This window comes from Streptomyces sp. NBC_00457, from assembly GCF_036014015.1.
In the GTDB taxonomy this organism is placed as follows: domain Bacteria; phylum Actinomycetota; class Actinomycetes; order Streptomycetales; family Streptomycetaceae; genus Streptomyces.
The window spans coordinates 3,717,774-3,740,055 of sequence record NZ_CP107905.1; the positions used below are offsets into that span (position 1 = coordinate 3,717,774).

Sequence of the window (22,282 nt, forward strand, 5' to 3'; positions counted from 1 at the left end):
CCGGTCGCACAGTCTTCGTTTCGACGCCGGGTCCCCACCCCACGCCAATGGTTTCGCTACGACCCGTAGCGTAATGGCACCGAGTGCCTCCGCGGTACTCCGCCCCGGTGATCTCCCTCACGGCCTCGGCCTCTGGCCTCACGCCTCACAGGAACCGCCGGTTGTGACTCCTCCCCCTCATGAATGAGGGGGCTTCTCGCTATGCCGGATTGGCGTCGCGACGGACCAGCCCGGCCCGTAGAACGTTCAGGGCGCCCACCGTGTCCGCGTGCGCCCAGTGGCCGCAGGAAACGCAGTGGAACTTCTCCTGGGTGGGCCGGTTCTCCGCTGAGACGTGCCCGCATTCGGGGCAAGTCCGGGAGGTGTTGCGGGGGTCCACGGCGATCACTTCCCGTCCGGCGCTTTCAGCCTTGGCGTGCAGAATCGTCAGGAACACCCCCCATCCGGCATCCGAGATCGAGTGGTTGAGCCCGGCCTTCGCCGCGGCACCATTGGGCAGGAAGCTGCCCGGCTGGTCTGGGTCAGACTTCGACGCGGGGGCCTTGACCATGTTGCGGATCTTGAGGTCTTCGTGCGCGATGAAGTCGTGTTCCCGCACGAGGTCGAGAGCGGCCTTGTGGGCGTGGTCGAGCCGCTGGCGGCGGACTTTGCGGTGCAGCTTGGCGACATGGTCCACGGCCCGCTGGTGGTTGGCGGTGCGCTTGTCGCGGCGCACGCGCGGGAAACGGGACAGGGCCTGCTGCGCGGCTTCGAGCTTCGCGGCGGCCTTGCGACCGTGACGGGGGTTGGCGACGTGCTCACCGCCTGAGGTGGTGAGGAATGAGGCGATGCCCATGTCGATGCCGACCACGCTGTCCGTCGGGGGCAGCGGCTCGGGCTGGGCCTGCTCGGCGGTCAGCACGACGTACCAGCGCTTGCCCTCGCGCTTGACGGACACGGTCTTGACCTTGCCGACCACGGGCCGGTGCTGGTTGACCTTGACGTGGCCGACGCCCTGGAAGCGGACTCGGGTGACCCGATCGTGCGGGGTGGAGTCCCAGCGGCAGCCGTCCCCGTCCTTGGGGAAGTCCACCGTGTCGAACCAGTTGACACCCCGAAAACGCGGATAGCCGGGGGTCTCACTGGCCTTGACCCGACGGAAGAACGCCTGGAACGCCTTCTCCAGCCGGCGCAACGTCGCCTGCTGGGAGGAGAAAGACCAGCGGCCCTGACGCTCCGGGTCGAAGGCGCGGATCTCCTTGAGCTGCGCGGACTGCTGCCCGTACGTGACGCTCGTCTTCGACACGTGCCGGTAGGCGTCCCGGCGTTCCTGCAACGCGCCGTTGTAGAGCGAGCAGTGATCAGCCAGCATCGCGGCGAGCGCAGCGGCCTGGCCCGCGGTGGGCCGCATGAGGAACTTGTACGCACGGATCATCCGGCCCCCCTTTCCACTTCGGCTCGAAGAGCTTAATACACTTGGCGTATGTCACCGCGCTGGGAACCAAACCCCGATGTCCGCACGGGACGTCACGTCACCTACAGCCTTCACGCGCACTTGGTGTTCGTCACGAAGCATCGGCGCGAAGTCTTCGATGACGCCATGCTCAAGCGGTGCGAGGAGATCATGCGTGAGGTGTGCGTCAGCTTCGATGCGCAGTTGCGGGAGTTCAACGGCGAGCAGGACCACGTGCACCTTCTCGTGCACTACCCGCCGAAGGTCGCCCTGTCGAAGCTGATCAACAGCCTCAAGGGAGTCAGCTCCCGCTACCTGCGGGCCGAATACACCGGCCGGATCAACCACATCGGCATGGGCTCCGTATTCTGGTCCCGCTCATACTTCGCGGCGTCCTGCGGCGGGGCTCCACTGACCGTGATCCGCCAGTACATCGAAAGCCAGAAACGGCCCACCTGACCGTCATCCCAGAGGCGACGCGAACGCCGGCGCTTCGCGCCTCCGGGCCGAAGATGCGTTTCCCTCCCCGGCTGAAGCCGGGGTCACCCACGCAAGATCAAGGATGGTCTGGGGATGCAGAGCCCCACTTCCGCCCCACGGGCCACAGGACGCCCGCGCAGCGCCGCCGCGGACACCGCGATCCTCGCGGCCACGCGGGAGGCCCTGGTGGAGCTGGGCTGGTCGAAGCTCACCTTAGGAGACGTGGCGGCGCGGGCGGGGGTTGCGAAGACGACGCTCTATCGCCGCTGGGCCGGCAAGAACGAACTCGTGGTCGACGCGGTCGCCGAGCTCTTCGACGAACTCGAACTCCCCGACCGCGGCAGCCTCGCCGCCGATATCGAGGGTGTGGTGCTGCAGTTCGCGGCGATCCTGGCGCGGCCGGAGGCGCAGAGCGGTCTCATGGCTGTGATCTCGGAGTCGACACGGGACGACGCGCTGCGCGGGCGCATCCGCGAGTCGATCGTCGAACGGCAGAAGCGGCTGGTCCTGGAGGGCCGCTCCCGCGCCCAGTCCCGCGGCGAACTCCCCCCGGAGACCGACCCACTCGATGCCGCCCGAACCGTGGACCTCATCTTCGACATCGTCGCCGGCTCGGTGGTCCACCGCTGCCTGGTGAGCTCGGAGCCGGCCGACGCGGCATGGGTGCGCAGCCTGACGCGCGTGCTGCTGCTGGGACTTCCGGGGGCCGCGGACGCGGACGGGTCCGTGTAGCCGAAACGCAGTAGTCAAAACGTAATGAGGAAAGCTGCATTCCGTCGGTAAGATGCTTCCGCCAACGCTTTACCCTGTGAGAAATGTCAGGAATGAGCATGAGATTACGAAAGGCTCTCGCGGTCACCGCCGCGCTGCCGGCGCTGCTGGTGATATCCGCGTGCAGCGGCGATTCCGACGACTCGGCCGACAAAAAGGCGTCGCCGAGCGCGAAGACCTCGCCGACGAGCGCGGACGAGAAGGCCGCGGCCGAGGCGAAGCGCATCGGGGCGATGGACCCGCAGTCGCTGGAAAAGGCGGCGATCTCCGGGAAGAGCACGGGCTTCGAATTCAAGAAGATAGCCGAGGCCGACGCGGTGGCGGGACAGGACATGGAGGCCGACAAGCCCGAGTGCCAGCCCCTCGCGAGCCTCGCTGGCGGCTACACCCACATCAAGGCGGTGAGCACCGAACACCGCTCCCTGGATCCCTCGCAGGCCACGAACGCCACCGTCGGCTCGATGTGGCTGGCCTCCCACTCGGAGAAGAACGCCGAGCGCGTCATGTCCGAACTGCGCACGTCTCTGAAGAAGTGCGCCAAGGGCTTCAAGACACTGGGCCTGACCTACAAGAACGTGAAACAGCTCAAGGACCCGTCCCTCGGCGACGAGGCGGTCGGCTACCGCATCACGAACGTCGTCGCCAAGCAGTCCGTGCCGATGACATACACCATCGTCCGCAAGGGCGGGGTGATCGCCGCTTTCTACGGGGTGAACATGCTGACACCGGAGAAGAGCGCGATTCCGGAGGCGGCGATCGAGGCGCAGTTGGAGAAGCTGGGCTGACGACATAATTCCGGTTCTCGGAGAAGTTGTCCACAGACGTCAGGGCGAGGGAATGACCGACATCACCGATCCAATTTGCGTACACGCGTAATCGACTGTTCCAACTCGCCAACGAAGGCTACCTACTGCGGCCGCCATCCTGTCCAGCGCTCTCCTGATATCCGCCTGCAGCGAAGAGGGACAAGGTCGAAGGCCTGAAGGTCCGACACTGGGCGATGAAGCCGTTGGTTACCGCCAACATGCCGGACCAGAATCGGGCGGCGATCCCCCTCTGAGCGGGTACGCGGGAATGCAAAACGAAGGGGCCTCCCCGGTGCTTTGTGCACCGGGGAGGCCCCTTCCCTTTTCACTCAGGTGACGTGCCCCGATTCCACCGGGTACTCCGGCGGCCAGGGCTTGCTCGCGTCGTACAACGACGTCCGGTCGACCATCAGCTTGTACTCCGCCTCCCGCCAGGACGGGTGACCGCCGACGACGAAACTGTCGCCGTCTTGCTCCAGCATCCAGGTGTAGGCGGCGTCCTCCGCCGGAATGCCGTGCCGTTCGCTGAGCACGGCGAACTCCTCGGCGGTCGCCCGTCGGATGTGGAGTCCGTTCCCGTAGAAAGGCTTCAGGAACATCAGTTCCACATGCCCGATATAGACCTCGACCCTCGTCGTAGTCCGGTCCTCGCGCAGGGCCTCACTGGTCAGGAAGAGCTGGCGGTGCGAGGGGTTGAACCCGCTCACTTTGAAGAGCCGCCCCTCTCGGACGAAATCCGTCATGACCACTCTTTCCTTCTCACTCGTCGGGCACCAGCTCTCCGTTGGGATACCTGAAGCGCTCCGGCTCAACGACGTCGTACTTCTTCCTCTCAGGGTTCCAGATGCGCCACTCGATGGACCTCCAGTTACGCTCTCCCCGTCGGACTGCCGAACGGAGCTTGATCATCTCCCACGCGGTTCCGTAGCCGGTGGACCGGATGAGCTTCCATTCGCCGCCCGGGATCGTCTCCCCTCGTGCCAGAAGCAGTTTCAGCGCGTCGTTGAAGTCCTTGGCGCCTTCGACGCCGTCCAGGGACACCGTGATCTTCACGTTGGGGTTGCTCACCGCCCGCTCCACACCCACCGTCCAGATGGGGCGCACCCCCTGGCCCATGCTTTCGGGCAGTTCGATGTCGTAGGGCTTGCCGTTGAAGGTCTGGCCACCGACAACGGGGGCCAGATTGTCCGAACCGGGGTTGTTCTTGCCACCGTTGATGCCGAGGACGATGTGATCACCGTCCTTCACGAGATCCTTGAGGATCTCCTGGCACTTCTTGACGATCTCGTCGTCGGACGACGCCGCCATGACGGAGTACGACGCGCCCTTGAAGGTCGCGGTGTCCGCCACCTCGCACGCCACACCGACCCGCTGGAAGATCCGGCGGACGATGCCCTGGACGGCGGCCTCGGTCAGACCGATGGTGCGGAGCGACTGGAAGGCGGCCATGAACCCGACGCCCGTCTTGATGGCGGCGTCCATCGCCATCACCGCGGCCTTCGCCGTCCGGAAGATCACGCCCGCGACGAACCAGCTGGCCGCCCAGGCGCAGTCGCCCCAGCTTCCGCCGGACAGACCCGGCGTGATCAGCTTGGCGCAGCCGATGAAGTCCCCGAGGAGGACGTCGATCGGGTCGATGCCCGAGTTGAACTCGGTCATCGTCAGCGTGTAGCTGAGCTTCTTCGTCTCCGGCTTGGTCACCTCGGGGCCGAGGTAGAGCGTGTCGGCGGCTGGGCAGTTGCCCGTGAACGACTCCGCCAGGCACATGTACAGCTCGACGTGTGACCTGTACGTGACGTCCGCCGTGATCTTGCAGTCACCGAAGTGGAGGATCGGGTTGCAGTTCTCCTTGACGACGTTCTTCGGGTCGCCGATGTACTCGATGTGGTCGAGGACGGCCCACACCCCGCCGATGCCGGTGGTGACGCCCTGCTGGATCTGCTCGGTGTTACCGGTCGTCTCCGTCCGGTCCGCCGCGCTCTGGGCCTCCTCGGCCGCCTCACGGGCGCCCGCGGCGGCCTTCTCGGCGGCGGCCGCGTCGACCTCCGCCTTGTTGGCGGCGGTACGGGCGGCGGCCGCGTCGGTCTCCGCCTGGCTGGCGACCTTGCGGGCGTGGGCGGCGTCCTTCTCCGCCTCCGTCGCCGCGTTGTCGGCGGCGACGGCGTCCTGCTCGGCTTCGTTCGCCGCCCAGTTCGCCGCCAACGCGTCCTCACCGGCAGACATCGCGTAGCCGTCTGCGCGTTCAGCCGAGCCCTGCGCGGCCTTGGCGTCGGCCGCGGCCTGGTTGGCCGAGGCCTGCGCCCGCTGGTACGCCTTGGCGGCGCGCAGCGCGTCGGCAGCGGCAGCGGCTGACGCCTCCAGGGCCAGCTTCATGTCGGCCGCGGCCTGCGCCGCGAGGGCCTTCGCCTCGGCCGAGAACTTCTCGGCGAGACCGGCCGTCGCAGCCGCGGCGGCCGCCTGCTGCTGGGCCACCGTCAGGGACGACTGCCCCGTCAGGACCGCGAACGCGGCGGAGCTGTCCTCCTCCTGGTAAGGCGTGCCGAGGGCGATCGCCTCCTGCGCCGGCCGGGTCACGGCGGCGGCGGAGTCGCGGGCCGCGAGCGAGGACGCCACGGCCGCCTGGGCCTTGCCGGCGGTCACCGCCGCCCAGTTCGCGGTCTGCTGCGCCTCGGTACGGGCGGCCGCAGCCTCGGTCTTGGCGGTCTTGGCCGCCGCCTTCGCCTTATCGGACTCCTCTTTGGCGCCCTTCGCGTCGGCCGCGGCCGCCTCGGAGGCGTCGATGGCTTCGGCCGCCTTCGCGTGCGCGGTCGCGGCGGAACCGGCGGCGACCAGGTACGACGCCCAGGTGGCGTCGGCCGCGGCCCGGGCCCGGGACGCGGCACCCTGTGCCTGGGTCGCGGCCTCGCGCGCCCTGACGGCGGCGGCCGTGGCCGCGTTCGCCGACGCGCGGGCATTGGTGGCCGCCGTGGTGGCGGTGTTCGCGGCCGAGCGGGCGTCGGTGGCGGCGGCACGGGACGCCGTGGCCGCCTCCGTCCCCTCGTCGGCGGCGGCGTTTGCCTCCAGGGCCTCGGCCTTCGCGATCAGCGAATCGCGCCGCTGCTCCGCCTCCAGGGCGTCGTCGCGGGCAGCGACGGCGTCCCTCTCGGCCTGTTCGGCCACCTTCCGCTTGTTGGAGGCGACCGTGCCGGACGCCTCGGCCGAGCCGCGGGCATCGCTCGCGATCCGGCCTTGGGCGACGGCGTCGGCCTCGTGGCCGGAGGCGATGTCCCGCTCGTGCTCGGCGGTGGCCCGGTAGGCCGCCGCGTTGGCGCGCTCCAGCTCGGCGACGGCGCGGGTCCGCTGCGCGTCGGCGGCGGCCTGGCGGGCCTCCTTCTCCTCGCGGGCCGCGTCCTCCTTGGCCTTCTTCGCGGTGGCCGCGTTGTTGGCGGCGGAGGTGGCGTACGCGTCGGCGCTGTCGGCGGCGGCCTTCGCCTGGGCGGCGGCCTCCTGGGCGGCGATGCGGCGGAACTGGGTGTTGACCGCGTGCGCCTCGGTCTTCGCCAGCGCCAGCAGCGCCTGCGAGGTGGAGACCGTGGCGTTGGCCGCGTTCAGGGCCGTCTCCGTCGCCTTGGCGGCGGCGGTCGCGGCGGCCCCGGAGGCTCGGGCCACCTGCACCGACTGCTGGGCGTAGCTCAGGCCCCGGCCGCGCGGCGTCTGGTTGGCGTCGGCGATGTTGTAGGCCTGCTGCTGTGCCGTGACCGCGCGCGTGGCGGCGGCGGACGCGGCGGCGGCCTGCTTCTTGGCGGAGGCAACCAGGGCCTGCACCTTGCCGCGGGCGCGGGCGAGGTCGGTGTTGGCCTGGTCGAACAGCTTCTGCTTGGGCTTGTGGATGCTGTTCGGGTCGGCCTTCAGCTCGTCGTGCCAGTACTTCTGCCAGAGCAGGATCTGCTCGGCGAGCCACGCCTGGCCAATGGCTGCGATCATGTCGTCGGTGGCGGCGCGGGTGGCGGCCGCCGCGTCGGCCTCGGCCTGGATGATCGCGGCGCGCGGAGCGGCCTGGGCGGCGTACTCCGCGTTCCATTCGGCGGTCGCCTGGGAGACGACCGCGGCGAGGGCGTTGTGCGGGTCGACCGGGTCTTGGTGGTCGCAGGACGACCACGCCTGCTTGAGGTTTTCCACCTCGAAGCGGAACTCGGCGGAGTCTGCACCGGGCGCCTCGGTGAGGAAGCCTCCGTGCCTCAGGTAGGAGGCGATGTCGGTGGCAGTGGTGCCGCCGGAGAAGCGGGTGTTGTTGAGGCTCGACTCACGCAGCATGGCTCCCGCCGCGTAGTCGTTCCAGGAATCCTTGCCCTGGTTCTCCTCGGTGATCTCCTTGGCCCGCCCGACCGCGTCGGCGCCAGCGTTGCTGTGGCCGTCCCAGCCGAGTCGGCCAGCGCGTTTCTCCTGTGTGAACAGAGTGAACTGCAGGACATCCGCGTCGAACTCAGGTGCGTGCAGTGAGATGTCGTCGCTGAACGACGTCATCGCGTACGGCCTGTTGGCGTCCTGCAGACCGGCCTTGCGGGCGGCGGAGGCGTCCCGGTAGGCGCGGGCCGCGGTGCGGTCCTGGTCGCTGGCCTGGCCCAGGGGTTCGAGTCCGATCCAGCCGATGTCCCCGACGACGGCGTGCAGTTCGTCGGCGGTGCCGGTCAGGCCCTCGATGGCCTTGGCCTTCATCTTGGCGCCGCCGACGTGCAGCGCGACACCAGCCACGCACTGCTCCAGGCGAGGCGTGCTGCGGACGTCGCTGATGACCTGGGTCAACTCGGTGAGCCTGCGCTGGGCGTCGTAGGCGTCGATGAAGATCTGCCGAATGCCGGTGCTGACCTTCTCGATGGCCTCGGAGAGGGCGGGGATCCGGCCAACGATCACGGCGGAGGACGGAATGTCCACCAGAGACCACAGGCAGCTCTCGGTGCCGTCCAGAGCCAAGCAGTCCTTGACCTTGGTGGCGCCGAGCTGGTCGAGGAGGATCTGACCACCGTTGGCGGCTGTCCACTCGACGACGTCGACCGATACAGCGACGAGTCCGTCGCGGTACTCATCGACGCAGGTCTGACCACACTCGGCGAGGAGGATCTGCTCCTCCTGCTTCCCGAGGGCGGGCCAGTTGTTGGCACCACCCTTGATGGGCGTGTTGCCGTCCTCGAGGGCTTCCTCCAGGTCGGCCTCGTTCTGTTCGCGCTGTTCCTGTTCGGCCTTGGCGGCGGCGTCCTCGGCCGCGGTGCTGTCGGCGGCGGCGTCGGCCGCCTTCGTCTCCGCGTCCTTGGCGTCCTGCTCCGCCTTCGTTGCCGCGTTCTCGGCGTCACTGGCGGAGCCCGCCGCCCGCCCGGCGGCGTCCCCGGCCGTCACGGCGTCGCGCTCCGCCTCGGTGGCCTCGCGGTCGGCCCGGGTGGCCTCGGTCTCTGCGTCGTTGGCGGTGAGGCGGGCGCTGACGGCGTCCGTACCTGCCTGTTGGGCGTACCCGGAGGCGGCTTCAGCGGCCTTCTGCGCTGCCTTCTGCGCGGTCGCGGCCTCCGTCGCGGACGTCTGGGCCCGGGTCACGGCCCGGGCGGCGCGGGCCGAGTCCGCGGCGGCCTGAGCGGCGGCTTCGGCGGCCAGCTTGGCGTCGCCGATCGCCTGGTCGGCCACCCGCTGTGCGGCCTGAGCGGCTTCGGTGGCCTCGGCGGCCTTGGCCTCGGCTGCGGCGGCCTGCTGCTCCGCGAGCGTTTTCGAGGACTGGCCGACGAGTACGGCGAACGCGGCCGAAGCGTCCTTCTCCCGATACGGAGTTCCCACCGCAACGGCCTCGTTGGCCGCGGCGATGGCGTCGTTCGCGCTGTCGCGGGCGGCGAGCGCGGACTGTCCGGCGGCGTAGGCGCGGCCGGCCGCGGTCGCGGCAGTCTTGACAGCGGCGCCTGCCTCGGTACCGGCGGCGGCGGACTCCTCGCCTGCCTTCTTGGCCAGTTCGGTGGCGTTCGCCGAGGCTGTGGCGGCGCTGTCGGCCCGGAAGGAGGCGTCCTGGGATGCGTCCAAGGCCTTGGCAGCCTCGGCGTGCGCGGTCGCGGCGGCACCGGTCGCCGTCAGGTACGCCGACCATGCCCCGCCGGCGCCGGCCTGGGCGCGTTCCGCGGCGGCTTCCGCCTTGGTGGCGGCGGAGCGGGCAGTCACCGCAGCCGTGGTGGCCTCCTGGGAGGCGGTCTGCGCGGCGGTGGCGGCGGTCGCCGCCTGGTCCGCGGCGCTGCGTGCCTTGTCGGCCGCCTCACGGGTCTCGGTGGCCGCTTCGGTGCCTCCAGCAGCAGCGGCGGCGGCCTGCAGAGCTGCGGCGCGAGCAGCGGTGGCTTGCTTCTTCTGTGCGGCGGCTACGGCGGCCTCGCGCGCAGCCTTCGCGGCCTTGGCCTTCTCGTTGGCCGTGGTGCGCTTGTCCTTGGCGGTCGCGGCGGCCGTCTCAGCGGCCGTCTTGGCCTCCTCGGCGACCGTCTTCTGAGTCTCCGCCCGGGTTTCGGCCTCCTGCGCCTTGGTGCGCTCGGCGGCGGCCGTGACACGGGAAGCAACGGCCGTGGCGTGCTCCAGTTCGGCCTTTGCACGCTGGGTCTGCGCGGTGGCGGCGGCCTCGCGGGCCTTCTCGCCCTTCGTCTCAGCGGTGGCCTGGGCGGCCTTCGCCTGGGCGGCACTGTTGGCGGCAGCCTTGGCGTCGGCGTCCGCGGTGTCGGCGGCGGCCTTCGCCTGGGCGGCGGCTTCCTGCGCGGCGATCCGGCGGAACTCGGTGTTGATCGCGTGTGATTCGGTCTGTGCCTTGGCCAGCAGGGTGTCGCTGTCGGCCACAGTGGCGTTGGCGGCCTCCAGCGCAGTGCGGGTCGCCTTTGCAGCGGCCTCGGCGGCGGCTCCGGAAGCGCGGGCGACCTGGACCGACTGCTGGGCGTACATAAGGCCACGACCGCGCGGGACGTTGTCCGTGTCGGCGATGGCCCAGGCTTCCTGCTGGGCGGTCGCGGCCTTCTGGGCGGCGCTGGCAGCGGTCGCAGCGTACTGCTCGGCCGAGGTGACGAGTGCGGCCACGTTGCCACGGGCACGGGCCAAGTCGGCGTCGGCCTGGTCGTATAGCGCCTGGTCGGGCTGTCCGAGGGAGTCGGGGTCGGCAGCGAGCCGGTCCTGCCAGTACTTGCGCCAGTTGAGGATCTGCTCGGCCAGCCAGGCCTGCCCGATCGCCTCGACCATGTCATCGGTGGCTTCGCGGGTGGCCTTTGCGGCGTCCGCCTCCGCCTGGATGATGGTGGCGCGCGGCGTGGCCTGGGAGGCGTACTCAACCTCCCATTCGCCCATCGCCGTCATCACCGGGCCGTTGAGCACACGCCGGGCGTCGACCGGGTTCTGGCTGTCGCATGTGGCCCAGGCCTGCTTGAGTGCCTCGACCTCGATGCGGTACTCGGCCGAGCCCTCGGCGGGCGCTGAACCGAGGAAGCCGCCGTGCCGCAGGTAGGACGCAATGTCGCTGGCGGTGGTGCCGCGCAAGTACAGAGTGTTGCTCAGCTCGGAATCACTGAGCATGTCCGCCGCGGCAGCGTCGTTCCAGGTGTCTTGGCCGTTGACCTGCGCGGCGATCTCCCTGGCCCGAGCGACGGCCTCGGCACCGGCTTTCGTGTGACCGTCCCAGCCGAGCCGACCCGCCATCTCCCCCTGCGTGAACAGGGTGAACTGGCGTACGTCCGCGTCGAACTTGGGCGCGTGCCACTCCATGTCGTCACTGGTGTACGCGGATTCGACGTAGGGCTTGTTGGCAGTGTTGAGCGCGTCGGTGCGGGCGTTGGACGCGTCGCGGTAGCCGAAGGAGGCCTCGGTGTCGGCGTCCCTGGCCACGCCCAGCGGGTACAGGCCCATCGAGCCGACCTCACCGACGACGGCACGGAGTTGCTCCGCGGTGCCCGTCAGGCCTTCGATGGCCTTGGCCTTCATCTTGGCGCCGCCGTAGTGCAGCGCCACCCCGGTGAGGCAGCGGTCGAGCCGCTGGGTCTCGCCGACGCTGTTGCGGTAGTACCCGTCGTCCTCTTCCGGCGTGGTGTCTGCCGCCGCCGGTGAGGCCTGGACCAGCCCCATCAGTACGGCCGCCGCGGTGACGAGAGCCGTCCCGCTGATGCCTCTCGTCACGGCATCGCATAAACCTCGTCGGCGTCTGCGGACGTCTCTGAACAATGGCATGCAGGTGTGCCCAACAATCTCTTCGATGTTCGGCAGCATCAAGCATGGGCATGACAGCAGAACTGTCGCCTACGACACCCCCCGGTGCGGCACGCGCCAGCGATCGCCCCCCACGAACCGGCGCCGCCGCTTACGCAGCGACGCTCTCACGACATACCCCTTCACGGGAAGGTCACGGGATCTTCACTAAGATCACCAGATCGCATCACAAGGGACAGAAGAGACGTTCATTTGAACATCTCTTTACCCCGCCCTCAGAACCCGGCAGGCTCCGTATACACCCCCCACTCCTCCCGCAGCACCCCGCAGATCTCCCCCAGCGTCGCCTCCGCGCGCACCGCCTCCAGCATGGGCTCGATCATGTTGCCGCCGTTCCGTGCCGCCGCGATCATCGCGTCCAGCGTGGAGCGCACCGTCGCGTCGTCGCGGGCGGTCTTGCGGTCGGCCAGCGTCCGGACCTGCTCGCGCTCCACCTCATGGCTCACCCGCAGAATCTCCAGGTCGCCGGTGACCGAGCCATGGTGGACGTTGACGCCTACGACCCGCTTGTCGCCCTTCTCCAGGGACTTCTGGTACTGGAAGGCGGACTCGGCGATCTCGCCGGTGAACCAGCCGTCCTCGATGCCGCGCAGGATGCCGGAGGTGATCGGTCCGATCGGGTGTTGGCCGTCGGGGTGGGCCCTCAGGCCCCGCTCCTTGATCTGGTCGAAGATCTTCTCGGCTTCGGCCTCGATCCGGTCCGTCAGCTGCTCGACGAACCACGAACCACCCAGCGGATCCGCCACGTTGGCGACGCCGGTCTCCTCCATCAGTACCTGCTGCGTGCGCAGGGCGATCTCGGCGGCCTGCTCGGAGGGGAGTGCGAGGGTTTCGTCCAGGGCGTTGGTGTGGAGGGAGTTGGTGCCGCCCAACACCGCTGCCAGCGCCTCGACCGCCGTACGGACCACGTTGTTGTACGGCTGCTGCGCCGTCAGGGAGACGCCGGCGGTCTGCGTGTGGAAGCGCAGCCACTGGGCCTTCTCGGACTGGGCGCCGTACACGTCCCGCATCCAGCGCGCCCAAATGCGCCGCGCGGCGCGGAACTTGGCGATCTCCTCGAAGAAATCGACGTGGGCGTCGAAGAAGAAGGAGAGGCCGGGGGCGAAGACGTCCACGTCCAGGCCGCGGGAGAGGCCCAGTTCGACGTAGCCGAAGCCGTCGGCAAGGGTGTACGCCAGCTCCTGCGCGGCCGTCGATCCGGCCTCGCGGATGTGGTAGCCGGAGACGGACAGCGGCTTGTACGCGGGGATCTTCGACGCACAGTGCTCCATCAGGTCGCCGATGAGGCGCAGGTGTGGCTCGGGCTGGAAGAGCCACTCCTTCTGGGCGATGTACTCCTTGAAGATGTCCGTCTGGAGCGTGCCGTTGAGGACGGAGGGGTCGATGCCTTGTCGCTCGGCCGCCACCAGGTACATGCAGAAGACCGGGACGGCCGGGCCGCTGATCGTCATCGACGTCGTGACATCACCCAGCGGGATGTCCTGGAACAGGACCTCCATGTCCGCCGCCGAGTCGATGGCCACCCCGCAGTGGCCGACCTCGCCGAGGGAGCGCGGGTCGTCGGAGTCGCGGCCCATGAGGGTCGGCATGTCGAAGGCCACGGACAGGCCGCCGCCGCCGTTGGCGAGGATCTTCTTGTAGCGCTCGTTCGTCTGCTCGGCGTTGCCGAAGCCGGCGAACTGGCGGATGGTCCAGGTGCGGCCGCGGTAGCCGGTCGGGTAGAGACCGCGGGTGAAGGGGTACTCCCCGGGCCAGCCGATCCGCTCGAAGCCCTCGTACGTGTCCCCTGGCCGGGGCCCGTAGACAGGCTCCACGGGATCGCCGGAGAGCGTGGTGAAGTCTGCGTCGCGCTTGCGCGAGGCGTCGTAGCGAGCCTGCCAGCGACGGCGGCCTTCTTCTATGGCGTCAGCGTCCATACCTTCGAATTTACTAGGACGTCCAAGTAAATGTCGATGGCAGACCGCCGTACGAATGGGTACGGCGGTGGGGCTACGCCTTCGCGGCGGCCGGAACGGGCCCGCTGACCAGCGGCTCGACCGTGCGAGTGACCTTGCGCTCCACGAAGAACGCGGCGAGGGGGATGGTTCCCGACAGGAGCACCCAGAGCAGCTTGCCGAACGGCCACTTGGCCTTGGAGCCGAGGTCGAAGGCGAAGACCAGGTAGATCATGTAGAGGATGCCGTGGACCTGCGAGACCACGAAGGTGACGTCCTCGCCCATGTCGAAGCCGTACTTGAACACCATGCAGGTGCACAGCACGAGCAGCATGACGGCGGTGACGTAGGCCATGACGCGGTAGCGGGTCAGCACGCTTTTTTTCATGCCGTCGAGCGTAACGGCCGGTTCCGGGAGATCTTGCCCCGGGTTACCCCTCCTCGAAGTCGCCGGCGGCCACCCGCAGCGGCCGCAGCGTCGCGAAGATCTCGGCGCACTCCTCGGCGTCGTACACCCCGAGTCCGAAGTCCATCGCCATCAGGTCGCGGGTGGCGGCCTCGACGACCTCGCGGCCCTTGTCGGTGATGGTGGCGAGGGTGCCGCGGCCGTCGTTCGGGTTGGGCCGCTTCTCCACCAGGCCCGACCTCACCAGCCGGTCCACCGTGTTCGTCACGGACGTCGGATGCACCATGAGCCGCTCGCCGATCTTGGACATCGGCAGCTCGCCGGCCTTGGAGAAGGTGAGCAGCACCAGTGCCTCGTAGCGCGCGAACGTCAGCTCGTACGGCTTGACCACCGCGTCGACCTCGGCGAGCAGGATCTGCTGGGCCCGCATGATCGAGGTGATCGCGGCCATGGAGGGTACGTTTCCCCAGCGCTGCTTCCAGTGTTCGTCGGCGCGGGCGATGGGGTCGAAGGGAAGGCTGAGCGGCTTCGGCACGCCCCAGACCTTACCGGCCGGTCATATGGCGGTCAGCCCCGTCTCGCCCTTCGGTCCGCCGGGCCTCGGCGGCGAGGAGCACACAGCAGACGGTCCCCAGAATCCCGGCGCCCGCGACCGTCCCGGTGACCCCGGCGAACTCCGCGACGACGCCCGCCAGCGCCATCCCGACGCCCTGGATCGTCATCAGCCCCGCGGTGAGCAGCGTCATCGCCCGCCCGCGCAGCTCGTCGGGCACGGCCCGGACGAACCACTGGTCCAGGCCCAGGGTGTACGCCGAGCCCGCCCCGGAGACCAGCAGGAGCAGCAGGGAGACGGCGAGGCCGGGGTGCAGGGCGTAGCCGGCGTACGGCAGGAGGGTGCAGCAGACCAGGGGGAGCGTGATCCGCTCGCGGGCGGCGGGGCGCAGCCGGGCGCCCGCGTACAGCTCGCCGGCGATCGTGCCGACCGGCAGCGCGCACATCAGCAGTCCGAGGCCGGTCGAACCGGCGCCGAGGTCGTCGGCGTACGGGGCCGCCAGCGCCTCCGGTACGACGGTGAACATCGGCGGCAGCCAGAACAGGAGGAGCAGGACACGGACCCGGCGGTCGGCGAGCACCTGGCGGGCGCCCTTGAGGGAGTCCTTCATGAGGGTGCTCCCGCCGCCCGCCCGCGCGGGGCGGCGCCTGGTGCCGAAGCGCAGCAGGGTGGCCGAGGCGCAGAAAGTGCCCACGGTGATCAGGAGTGCCTGGCGCGGGGAGACCACGACGAGGAGCAGGCCGCCGAGCCCGTACCCGGCGAGCAGCGCGCTCTGCGAGACGATCCGCAGCAGGGAGCGGCCGAGCACGAACAGGTCGCCGTCGCCGAGGATGTCCGTGAGGGTCGCCATCCGGGTGCCCTGGAACACCGGCGAGACGACCGCGACAGCGCAGCGCAGCGCGAGCAGGACGGCGATGTGCGCGCCCGGCAGCACCATCAGTGCCACGCACCCCGCGCACACCAGGTCGCACACCACCAGCACCCGCCGGGCCGGGAAGCGGTCGGCGACGCCGGCGAGCAGGGTTCCGCCCGCCAAGTACGGCAGGAAGCCCAGCGCGAACGTGAGCGCGCTCAGCAGGGGCGAGCCGGTCAGGTCGTACACGAGGACGGACAGCGCCAGCTCGCTGACGACCAGGCCGAGCAGGGAGAGCGCGTGCGCGGCGAAGACGGCGCGGAACTCGTGGACGGCGAAGAGACGGCCGTAGCCGAGGGGCGTGGGTTCGACGAGGGTCTGGTCCGGCATGGGCAGCAGACTGCTGGTGCCGGGCGCGGGACCGTAGAGTTTCGGCTCCAGCCGAATCTTCCGGGGGGTGCTCGGGTCGTGCCGTCGCGTCTGCACTTCGGGGAGGACGACTTCCTCCGCTGCCGCTTCGCCATATCGCCGCTGTGGGAGACGCAGGACGCGGTGCGCACGCTCAAGCGACCCGAGCGGCACGGCTATCACGCGCTCTGGCTGCGCCGGATCCGTACGGCCGCGGCCGGGCTCGACCTGACGCCCCTGTGGCTGCTGATGCCGCAGCGCGGCCACTCCCCCGACTGGCTGTGCCCGCCGCCGACCGCGGCGGCGACCTTCGAGGAGGAGATCGCCGCGGTGCGCGCCGCCGATCCCGAGGCGGCCCGCGCGGACACGGCCAAGTCCCTCGCGGACACCCCGGGCGCGCTTCAGTCGCCTCGGGGCCGGGCCTGGCTGGCGGATCCGGCGCGGATGATCAGGGAGCTGTCGGACGCCCTGGAGGAGGTCTGGCACACGCTCGTCGAACCGGACTGGCCTCGGCTGCGGGCACTGCTGGAGGCGGACGTGGCGTTCCACTCGCGGCGGCTGGCCGAGGTGGGCCTGGGCGGGCTGCTGCCGGAGATCAACCGGCGCTGCGGCTGGCAGGCCAGGACGCTGACGGTTCAGACGCGGGGCGAGCACGAACGACGGCTGGGCGGACAGGGCCTGGTCCTGATGCCGAGCGTTTTCGTCTGGCCGGACATCGTCAGCACCTTCGATCCGCCCTGGCAGCCCACGCTGGTCTATCCGGCGCGTGGCATCGGCGGTCTGTGGGCGGAGCCGGACGGACGGACGCCGGACGCGCTCGTACGACTCCTCGGACGCGGCCGGGCGATCGTCCTCGCCGCGCTCGACGAACCCGCGACCACGACCGCCCTCGCCCACCGGCTCGGCCTCGCCCCGTCGTCCGTCTCGGCGCATCTGACGGTGCTGCGCGACGCCGGGCTGCTCAGCGCGCGGCGGTATGGGCATCAGGTGCTGTACGAGCAGACACCGCTGGGGATGGCGCTGGCGTCCGGCGGCGGTGATCACTAGCCGGGGCCTGGCGCGGCCATGTCTTTTCCATCGTGATTCGCACAGCTATGCAACGATTGCTTATGAATTGTAACTGAACGTCACTTTCGCCCTAGGGAGCAGCATGCCCCGGCTGATCCACGCCCTCGCGGCTCTCGCGGTGCTCGGACTCGCGGCGGGCTGCACGTCCGCGGCCGACATCGACGAGGCCTCCGTCGCCGGCGCCGCCTCCGGGAAGGCGGATCCCGGCTCCTCGCCGTTCTGGGTCGACCCGGCGAGCCCGGCCGCCCAGCAGATCGAGACGTGGCGCAAGGAAGGCCGTACCGAGGACGCCGAACTGCTGAGGCGGATCGCCGAGCGGCCCGTCGCGCTCTGGCCGGCCGGTGAAACCGACCCGACGGCGGTGGTCGGCTCGGCCGCCGCGGCCGCGCTCCAGGAAGGGCGGACGGCGGTGTTCACGGCGTACAACATCCCGCACCGGGACTGCGGGCAGCACTCGGCGGGCGGGGCCACGAGCGCGGGCGCCTACCGGGCCTGGATCGGGAAGTTCGCGGCCGCGCTGGGCAAGGCGAAGGCCGTGGTGGTGCTCGAGCCCGACGCGGTCGCGCATGTCGTGGACGGCTGCACGCCCGGCGAGTACCACGGTGAGCGCGAGAAGCTGCTCGGCGAGGCGATCGACCGGCTGAAGCGGCAGCCGAACACGAAGGTGTACCTGGACGCCGGCAACCCGGCCTGGATCAAGGAGCCCCCGAAGGTGGCCCAGCTGGTCCAGCGCCTGTACCGGGCGGGCGTCGCGCGCGCCGACGGCTTCGCCCTCAACGTCTCCAACTTCCAGACCGACGAGGTCACCAAGAAGTACGGCCTGAAGCTCTCGAAGGACCTGGGCGGCAAGCACTTCGTCATCGACACCAGCCGCAACGGCAAGGGGCCCCTGCCCGGCGCCTGGTGCAACCCGCCGGGCAGGGCGCTGGGCACCCCGCCCACCTTCGACACCGGCGAGCCCGCCCTGGACGCCTATCTCTGGGTCAAGCGGCCCGGGGAGTCGGACGGGACGTGCGGGGGCGGGCCGGCGGCGGGGCAGTGGTGGCCGGAGTACGCGCTGGGGCTGGCGCGCAACTCCCAGGCGTAGTCGGCTGCTTCACGTGGCTAGTCGGTCGGCTGCTTCACCTGGATCCACTTCGCCTCCGACGGTGTGCCCTGCGCGTCCGTCACGAAGAGCATGTACCAGCCGGGCGGGACCAGGGTCGGGTCCTTCGGTACGTCGACCGTGACCGAGGTGCCGGTCTTGGTGAGGTCGAGTGCGATGGAGCGCTGTTCCACGTCCGTGGTGTGCGTGACCGCGCTGGGGCGCATGAGCCGGGCGGCGGTGATCCGTTCGGGGTGGGCGGTGGTGAATGTCGCGCGGTGGTCGCTGTCGAGTGTCTGCGGGCCTCGGTCGAGTACGGGGCGCTGCTTGCCGTTCTTGTGCAGGGCGGGCGGCGTGAAGATCTCCATGCGCTGCTCGAAGTGGCCCAGCTTGGTGTTCTGCTGGTCGTCGAAGAGCGGGTCGGAGCCGAAGGTGGCGACCCGGCCGTCGGGCAGCAGCAGCGCCTCGGAGTGGTAGTTGCGGCCGACCGTCGGTGCGGCGGCCTCGCGGAAGGCGTTGGCCTTCGGGTCGTAGAACTGCGCCTTGAGGATGTTGCTGGCGCTGCGGCCCCGGTAGTCCGCGGAGCCGTTGGAGGTGAAGACGGTGTCGTCGGGCATGATCACGCTGTTCAGATAGCGGGTGCCCTGGGGAAGGTCGGGGCCGTCCTCGAAGACCGGGTTGTCCTTCTTCAGGTCGATGACGGCGGTGCGCGGGGTCGCCTTCTTGGACTCGCCGACGCCTCCGCCGCCGAGGATCATCACCTTCTGGTCCTGCGCGGGCGGGAGCAGGAGGGAGGCCGACGTCTCGGTCTGGTCGGCGTCGCGCAGGCCCGGCACGTACTGGAAGGTGTTGGTCCGCAGGTCCCACAGGCCCGGCTTGCGGCCCCTGTCAGCGGGGCCGTAACCGGCGTTCGAGGCCGGGTAGAAGAGCTTGCCGCCCTTGGTGAGGAAGAGGGCGGGGTACGTCGGGAAGTACCGCTTGGGGCCCGGTGACCACTTCTTGGTCTTGGGGTCGTAGATCTCGTTGTCACCTGGGTCGATCTTGCCCAGGTCGTCCAGGCCGGAGACGGCGAGGACCCGGCCGTCCTCCAGGCCGACCAGCGTCGGGTACCAGCGGGCCTTGTCCATCGGGTCGACCGGGACGTACCGCTCGGACTTCGGGTCGAACTCGTAGGCGGCGCGGATGCCCTGGAAGTCCTGCTTGTCGAAGCTGATCCGCTCGGAGAGGCCGTAGGTGTTGTTCGCGTCCTTGCCGGTCAGGCCGACGATCTCGTACTGGGCCTGGTTCTCGGTGACGGACAGCGGGCCCTTCTCGGCGGCCTCCACGAAGACGCGGACCTCGCTCGCGGTGACCCGGGTCCGGGCGGTGCGGCGGTCGGTGACCGCCTGGGCTCTCGGGACCGTGACGTCGAAGCGGGAGACGTACTCGACTCCGGCGGGAGAGCGGAAGACCGTGCCCCTCTTCAGGAACACCTCCTTGTCGGGGCTCTCGTTCTTCACGCGCATACCGCCGGCGGCGCGTTCCACCTCGCCGTCGAGGAGTTCGTAGCGGGCGGTGCCGCCGGCCACCAGGAGGCGGCCGTCGGGGAGTTGGGCGTGGCCGGCGCAGAAGAAGTCGTCGGGGGTGGGGATCTTCTTGAAGGTGTCGGTCCTCGGGTCCCACAGGACGGTGTCGAACTCGCCCTTGTCGAACTTCTTCTGCTCGTTGCCGGAGCCCGCGACGATCAGGACCTTGCCGGTGTGCAGAAGCGCCGCGTGGATGGCGTTGGTGCGGTACTCCTCGGGGATGTCGACCTGGCTCCAACTGCCGTACTGGGCCCGGTAGCCGGGTTGGGCGATCTTGTACGCGTGGTACCGCTCGCCCGCGAAGTCCAGTGCGGCGGGGGCGTTCAGGCTGAGCAGGACGGCGATGCCGCCGATGCCGAGGACGGTCTTCTTGGTCTTCTGCGAGGGTTTGTAGGGCATGGCCTAGTTGCCTCCCGTCGTGGAACTGGAGACCGTGGTGCTGGAGACCGTGGCGCCCGCGCTGTTGCCGGCGAGCGCGGGTTCGGCTTCTTCGCCTCTGCGGGGCGGGGCGTGCAGGACGGGCAGCGGCGGGGGCTGCCTGCGCTCCTTGAGCAGGGTGGAGCACCATACGGCGACCGGTGCCAGGGAGATCGCCGTGGCCAGGAGCGCCCAGGTGCGCATCGCCGCGTGCGTGTTGTCGAGGATCACGGACGCGGTGAGGGAGGTCGCGAGAAGGCCCGCCCAGAAGAGGTGGATGCGGAAGGTGAGCAGGCGGTCCGGGCTGGCGTCGTCGCCCTTCGGTGTCACCACGAAGCGGCTGGGGCGGCGGAGGACGGCCTCGCCGAAGGACTTGAGGTAGATGGGCGCCGAGAGGGCCGACATCGCCATGCCGGCCAGGCCGCCGGAGCCCTGGGGTTCGTGCGGGGAGACGTTGTGGCGGCGGTTCCAGAGGTAGAGGCCGATCTGGAGGGCGGCGGCGTCGCTGTAGAGCATCAGCCAGACCGAGGCGGCGACTTGGGTGCCGGAGGCGCCGAACCAGAGGAACAGGACGCAGCTGAGGATGCCGAGGAACCAGTTGACCGCCGTCATCGGGTAGTAGACCAGCATGAGCGTGTACGAGAGGAAGCGGCCGGGGGGCATCTTGCCCGGGGCCCTCCAGTACTGCTTGATCAGCGTCTCGTAGGTGCCGCGTGACCAGCGCATCTGCTGGGTGAAGAAGTCCGTCCAGGAGGCGGGGCCCTCGCCGACCGCGAGGACGTCGGGGGTGTAGACGCTGCGCCAGTGGTTGCGGGTTCGGGGGTTGCGGGTGCGGTGCAGTTCGAAGCCGGTGGCCATGTCCTCGGTGATCGAGTCGTAGAGGCCGCCTATTTGCTTCACGGCTTCGATGCGTACGACGTTGTTCGTGCCGACGAACATGGGGGCGCGGTAGCGGTTGCCCGCGCGTTGTATCAGCGCGTGGAAGAGGAACTGCTGGGACTCCGCCGCCTTGGTGACCGGGTTGTGGTAGTTGCCGTACACCTGGGGGCCTACGACGAAGGCGACGTCCGGGTCGCGGAAGTAACCCATCATCCGCTCCAGGAAGTTGGGGAGCGGGACGTGGTCGGTGTCGACGGAGGCGAAGAAGTCGTACTCCGCGCCGTGCATCGCGATCCAGGCGTTGTAGTTGCCGTGCTTGGTGCGGGCCTTGTGGACGCCGTCCGGTCGGTTCCACTCGGGGACGCCTCGGCGGGTGAAGTGCCGCACGCCGAGTTCGGTGCAGAGGGCTTTGGCCTGGGCGTCGTCGCCCTCGTCGAGGAGCCAGACGTCGAGGGGGCCGGGGTGGTGGATGCGGGTCGCGCCTTCGAGGGTGGCGCGGACCATGTCTAGGGGTTCCTTGCCGGGGACGTAGGTGGTGAGGAAGGCGACGCGGGTGCCGGGTTCGGGGAAGACCGGGACGGGGTCGCGGGCGACCATGGTGGCGTGGGCGACGGAGGCGACGTTGACGACCATGAAAAGCTCGATGAGGCCGATGGATATCAGCATGGTGACGTCCAGGGCGGCCAGCCACTCGTCGCCGCCGTCGCGGTCCACCCAGTGGCTGGGCCATACGAGGTACACGAGGAGGGCGCCGGTGAGGATCGGCGCGAGGGTCATGAGCAGGATCGCCCGTATTCGGTGCGGCTCGCGGGCGAGGAGCGATATGTACTGGACCCGGTACGCCTTGTCCGACGGCTCCGTGAGCGGTCCTGCCAGTCGGCTGTGGGTGTCGTAGTCGTAGCCCTCCGGCTGCCGCACAGCGTCCTCCAGTTGTGTGGGGTGATCGAACTAGTCGATACCCATACAAAAGTGGAGTTTTGGGGGTGTGTCGAACTGGACGCGTCCAGGTGGGTGCCGGTGCCTCCGGCGGTGGGGCGGGTATGGGGGTGCGGGGTTGTGGGGGTGCTTGCGGCGGCGGCGGGGGTGCAGGTTGTGGGGTCTGTGCGGCGGGGTCGGTGGGATGCCTCCCGGCGGGGGGTGCGGGTGAGTGGGGGTGCGCGTAGCGCCTTCGGTGTGGGGTGGGTCGGGGCCGCGGTGGGGGTGTCCGTCCTCGGAACGTCGCGGCTCGGTCGGTGACAGAGGTGCCCGTGTTGACGCGACAACCGCTGCGGGCGGACACCCCCACCGCGTCCCCTTCCCGCCGTGGGCGACCGCGGGTCCGTGGTCGCGTGCGCAGCAGGACGCCGGGCCGTCCGGGCGCGTGGGCGACTGCGGGTGCGCGGAACGCTGGGGCG

General features: G+C 69.8%; 14 protein-coding genes. 5 read left to right on the plus strand and 9 right to left on the minus strand.

The window, feature by feature from the left end; translation table 11 throughout:
* Window positions 1–199: 199 nt before the first annotated feature.
* A complete protein-coding gene (locus tag OG828_RS16660) occupies window positions 200–1,414 on the minus strand; it encodes an RNA-guided endonuclease InsQ/TnpB family protein (RefSeq protein ID WP_328501588.1) in 1,215 nt (404 codons plus the stop codon).
* A 48-nt stretch (window positions 1,415–1,462) separates the two neighbouring features.
* Here OG828_RS16660 and tnpA point away from each other — a divergent pair, with 48 nt between their 5' ends.
* The 3 genes from tnpA to OG828_RS16675 all read left to right on the plus strand — a co-directional run bounded on the left by tnpA (window position 1,463) and on the right by OG828_RS16675 (window position 3,468).
* Complete coding sequence (gene tnpA, locus OG828_RS16665) at window positions 1,463–1,891, plus strand: IS200/IS605 family transposase (RefSeq protein ID WP_328501589.1); 429 nt, start codon at window positions 1,463–1,465, stop codon at window positions 1,889–1,891.
* Window positions 1,892–2,005: 114 nt separating this feature from the next.
* On the plus strand, window positions 2,006–2,644 hold the full coding sequence (locus tag OG828_RS16670; protein ID WP_328501590.1) for a TetR/AcrR family transcriptional regulator: 639 nt from the start codon (window positions 2,006–2,008) through the stop codon (window positions 2,642–2,644).
* Between the two features lie 98 nt (window positions 2,645–2,742).
* A complete protein-coding gene (locus OG828_RS16675; protein ID WP_328501591.1) occupies window positions 2,743–3,468 on the plus strand; it encodes a hypothetical protein in 726 nt (241 codons plus the stop codon).
* Window positions 3,469–3,818: 350 nt separating this feature from the next.
* On the opposite strand, the gene OG828_RS16680 is transcribed toward OG828_RS16675, so the two are convergent.
* From OG828_RS16680 to OG828_RS16705, 6 genes are all read right to left on the minus strand, one after another.
* A complete protein-coding gene (locus OG828_RS16680) occupies window positions 3,819–4,232 on the minus strand; it encodes a hypothetical protein (RefSeq protein ID WP_328501592.1) in 414 nt (137 codons plus the stop codon).
* 16 nt (window positions 4,233–4,248) lie between these two features.
* Entirely contained in the window at window positions 4,249–11,631 is a 7,383-nt protein-coding gene (locus OG828_RS16685) for a polymorphic toxin type 27 domain-containing protein (RefSeq protein ID WP_328501593.1), read from the minus strand.
* 305 nt (window positions 11,632–11,936) lie between these two features.
* Window positions 11,937–13,637: an acyl-CoA mutase large subunit family protein gene (locus OG828_RS16690; RefSeq protein WP_328501594.1), complete on the minus strand. Its 1,701-nt coding sequence runs from the start codon at window positions 13,635–13,637 to the stop codon at window positions 11,937–11,939.
* 73 nt (window positions 13,638–13,710) lie between these two features.
* Window positions 13,711–14,043, minus strand: coding sequence for a DUF3817 domain-containing protein (locus OG828_RS16695; protein WP_328356749.1), 333 nt, complete (start codon window positions 14,041–14,043; stop codon window positions 13,711–13,713).
* Between the two features lie 43 nt (window positions 14,044–14,086).
* Complete coding sequence (locus OG828_RS16700; RefSeq protein WP_328356752.1) at window positions 14,087–14,596, minus strand: MarR family winged helix-turn-helix transcriptional regulator; 510 nt, start codon at window positions 14,594–14,596, stop codon at window positions 14,087–14,089.
* A 10-nt stretch (window positions 14,597–14,606) separates the two neighbouring features.
* Entirely contained in the window at window positions 14,607–15,857 is a 1,251-nt protein-coding gene (locus tag OG828_RS16705) for an MFS transporter (protein WP_328501595.1), read from the minus strand.
* A 78-nt stretch (window positions 15,858–15,935) separates the two neighbouring features.
* Here OG828_RS16705 and OG828_RS16710 point away from each other — a divergent pair, with 78 nt between their 5' ends.
* Together OG828_RS16710 and OG828_RS16715 are read left to right on the plus strand one after the other, a co-directional pair.
* The gene (locus OG828_RS16710; RefSeq protein ID WP_328501596.1) at window positions 15,936–16,922 is read left to right on the plus strand and encodes an ArsR/SmtB family transcription factor; all 987 of its coding nucleotides are present in this window, start codon (window positions 15,936–15,938) and stop codon (window positions 16,920–16,922) included.
* A gap of 103 nt (window positions 16,923–17,025) precedes the next feature.
* Window positions 17,026–18,030, plus strand: a complete 1,005-nt coding sequence (locus OG828_RS16715; protein WP_328356761.1) for a glycoside hydrolase family 6 protein — start codon at window positions 17,026–17,028, stop codon at window positions 18,028–18,030.
* A gap of 17 nt (window positions 18,031–18,047) precedes the next feature.
* Here the strand turns inward: OG828_RS16715 and OG828_RS16720 are convergent, their stop codons facing one another.
* Together OG828_RS16720 and OG828_RS16725 are read right to left on the minus strand one after the other, a co-directional pair.
* Window positions 18,048–19,991 carry a kelch motif-containing protein gene (locus tag OG828_RS16720; protein WP_328501597.1) on the minus strand — a complete coding sequence of 648 codons (1,944 nt, stop codon included), beginning with the start codon at window positions 19,989–19,991 and terminating at the stop codon, window positions 18,048–18,050.
* A gap of 3 nt (window positions 19,992–19,994) precedes the next feature.
* Window positions 19,995–21,806: a glycosyltransferase family 2 protein gene (locus OG828_RS16725; RefSeq protein ID WP_328501598.1), complete on the minus strand. Its 1,812-nt coding sequence runs from the start codon at window positions 21,804–21,806 to the stop codon at window positions 19,995–19,997.
* Between the last annotated feature and the right edge of the window lie 476 nt (window positions 21,807–22,282).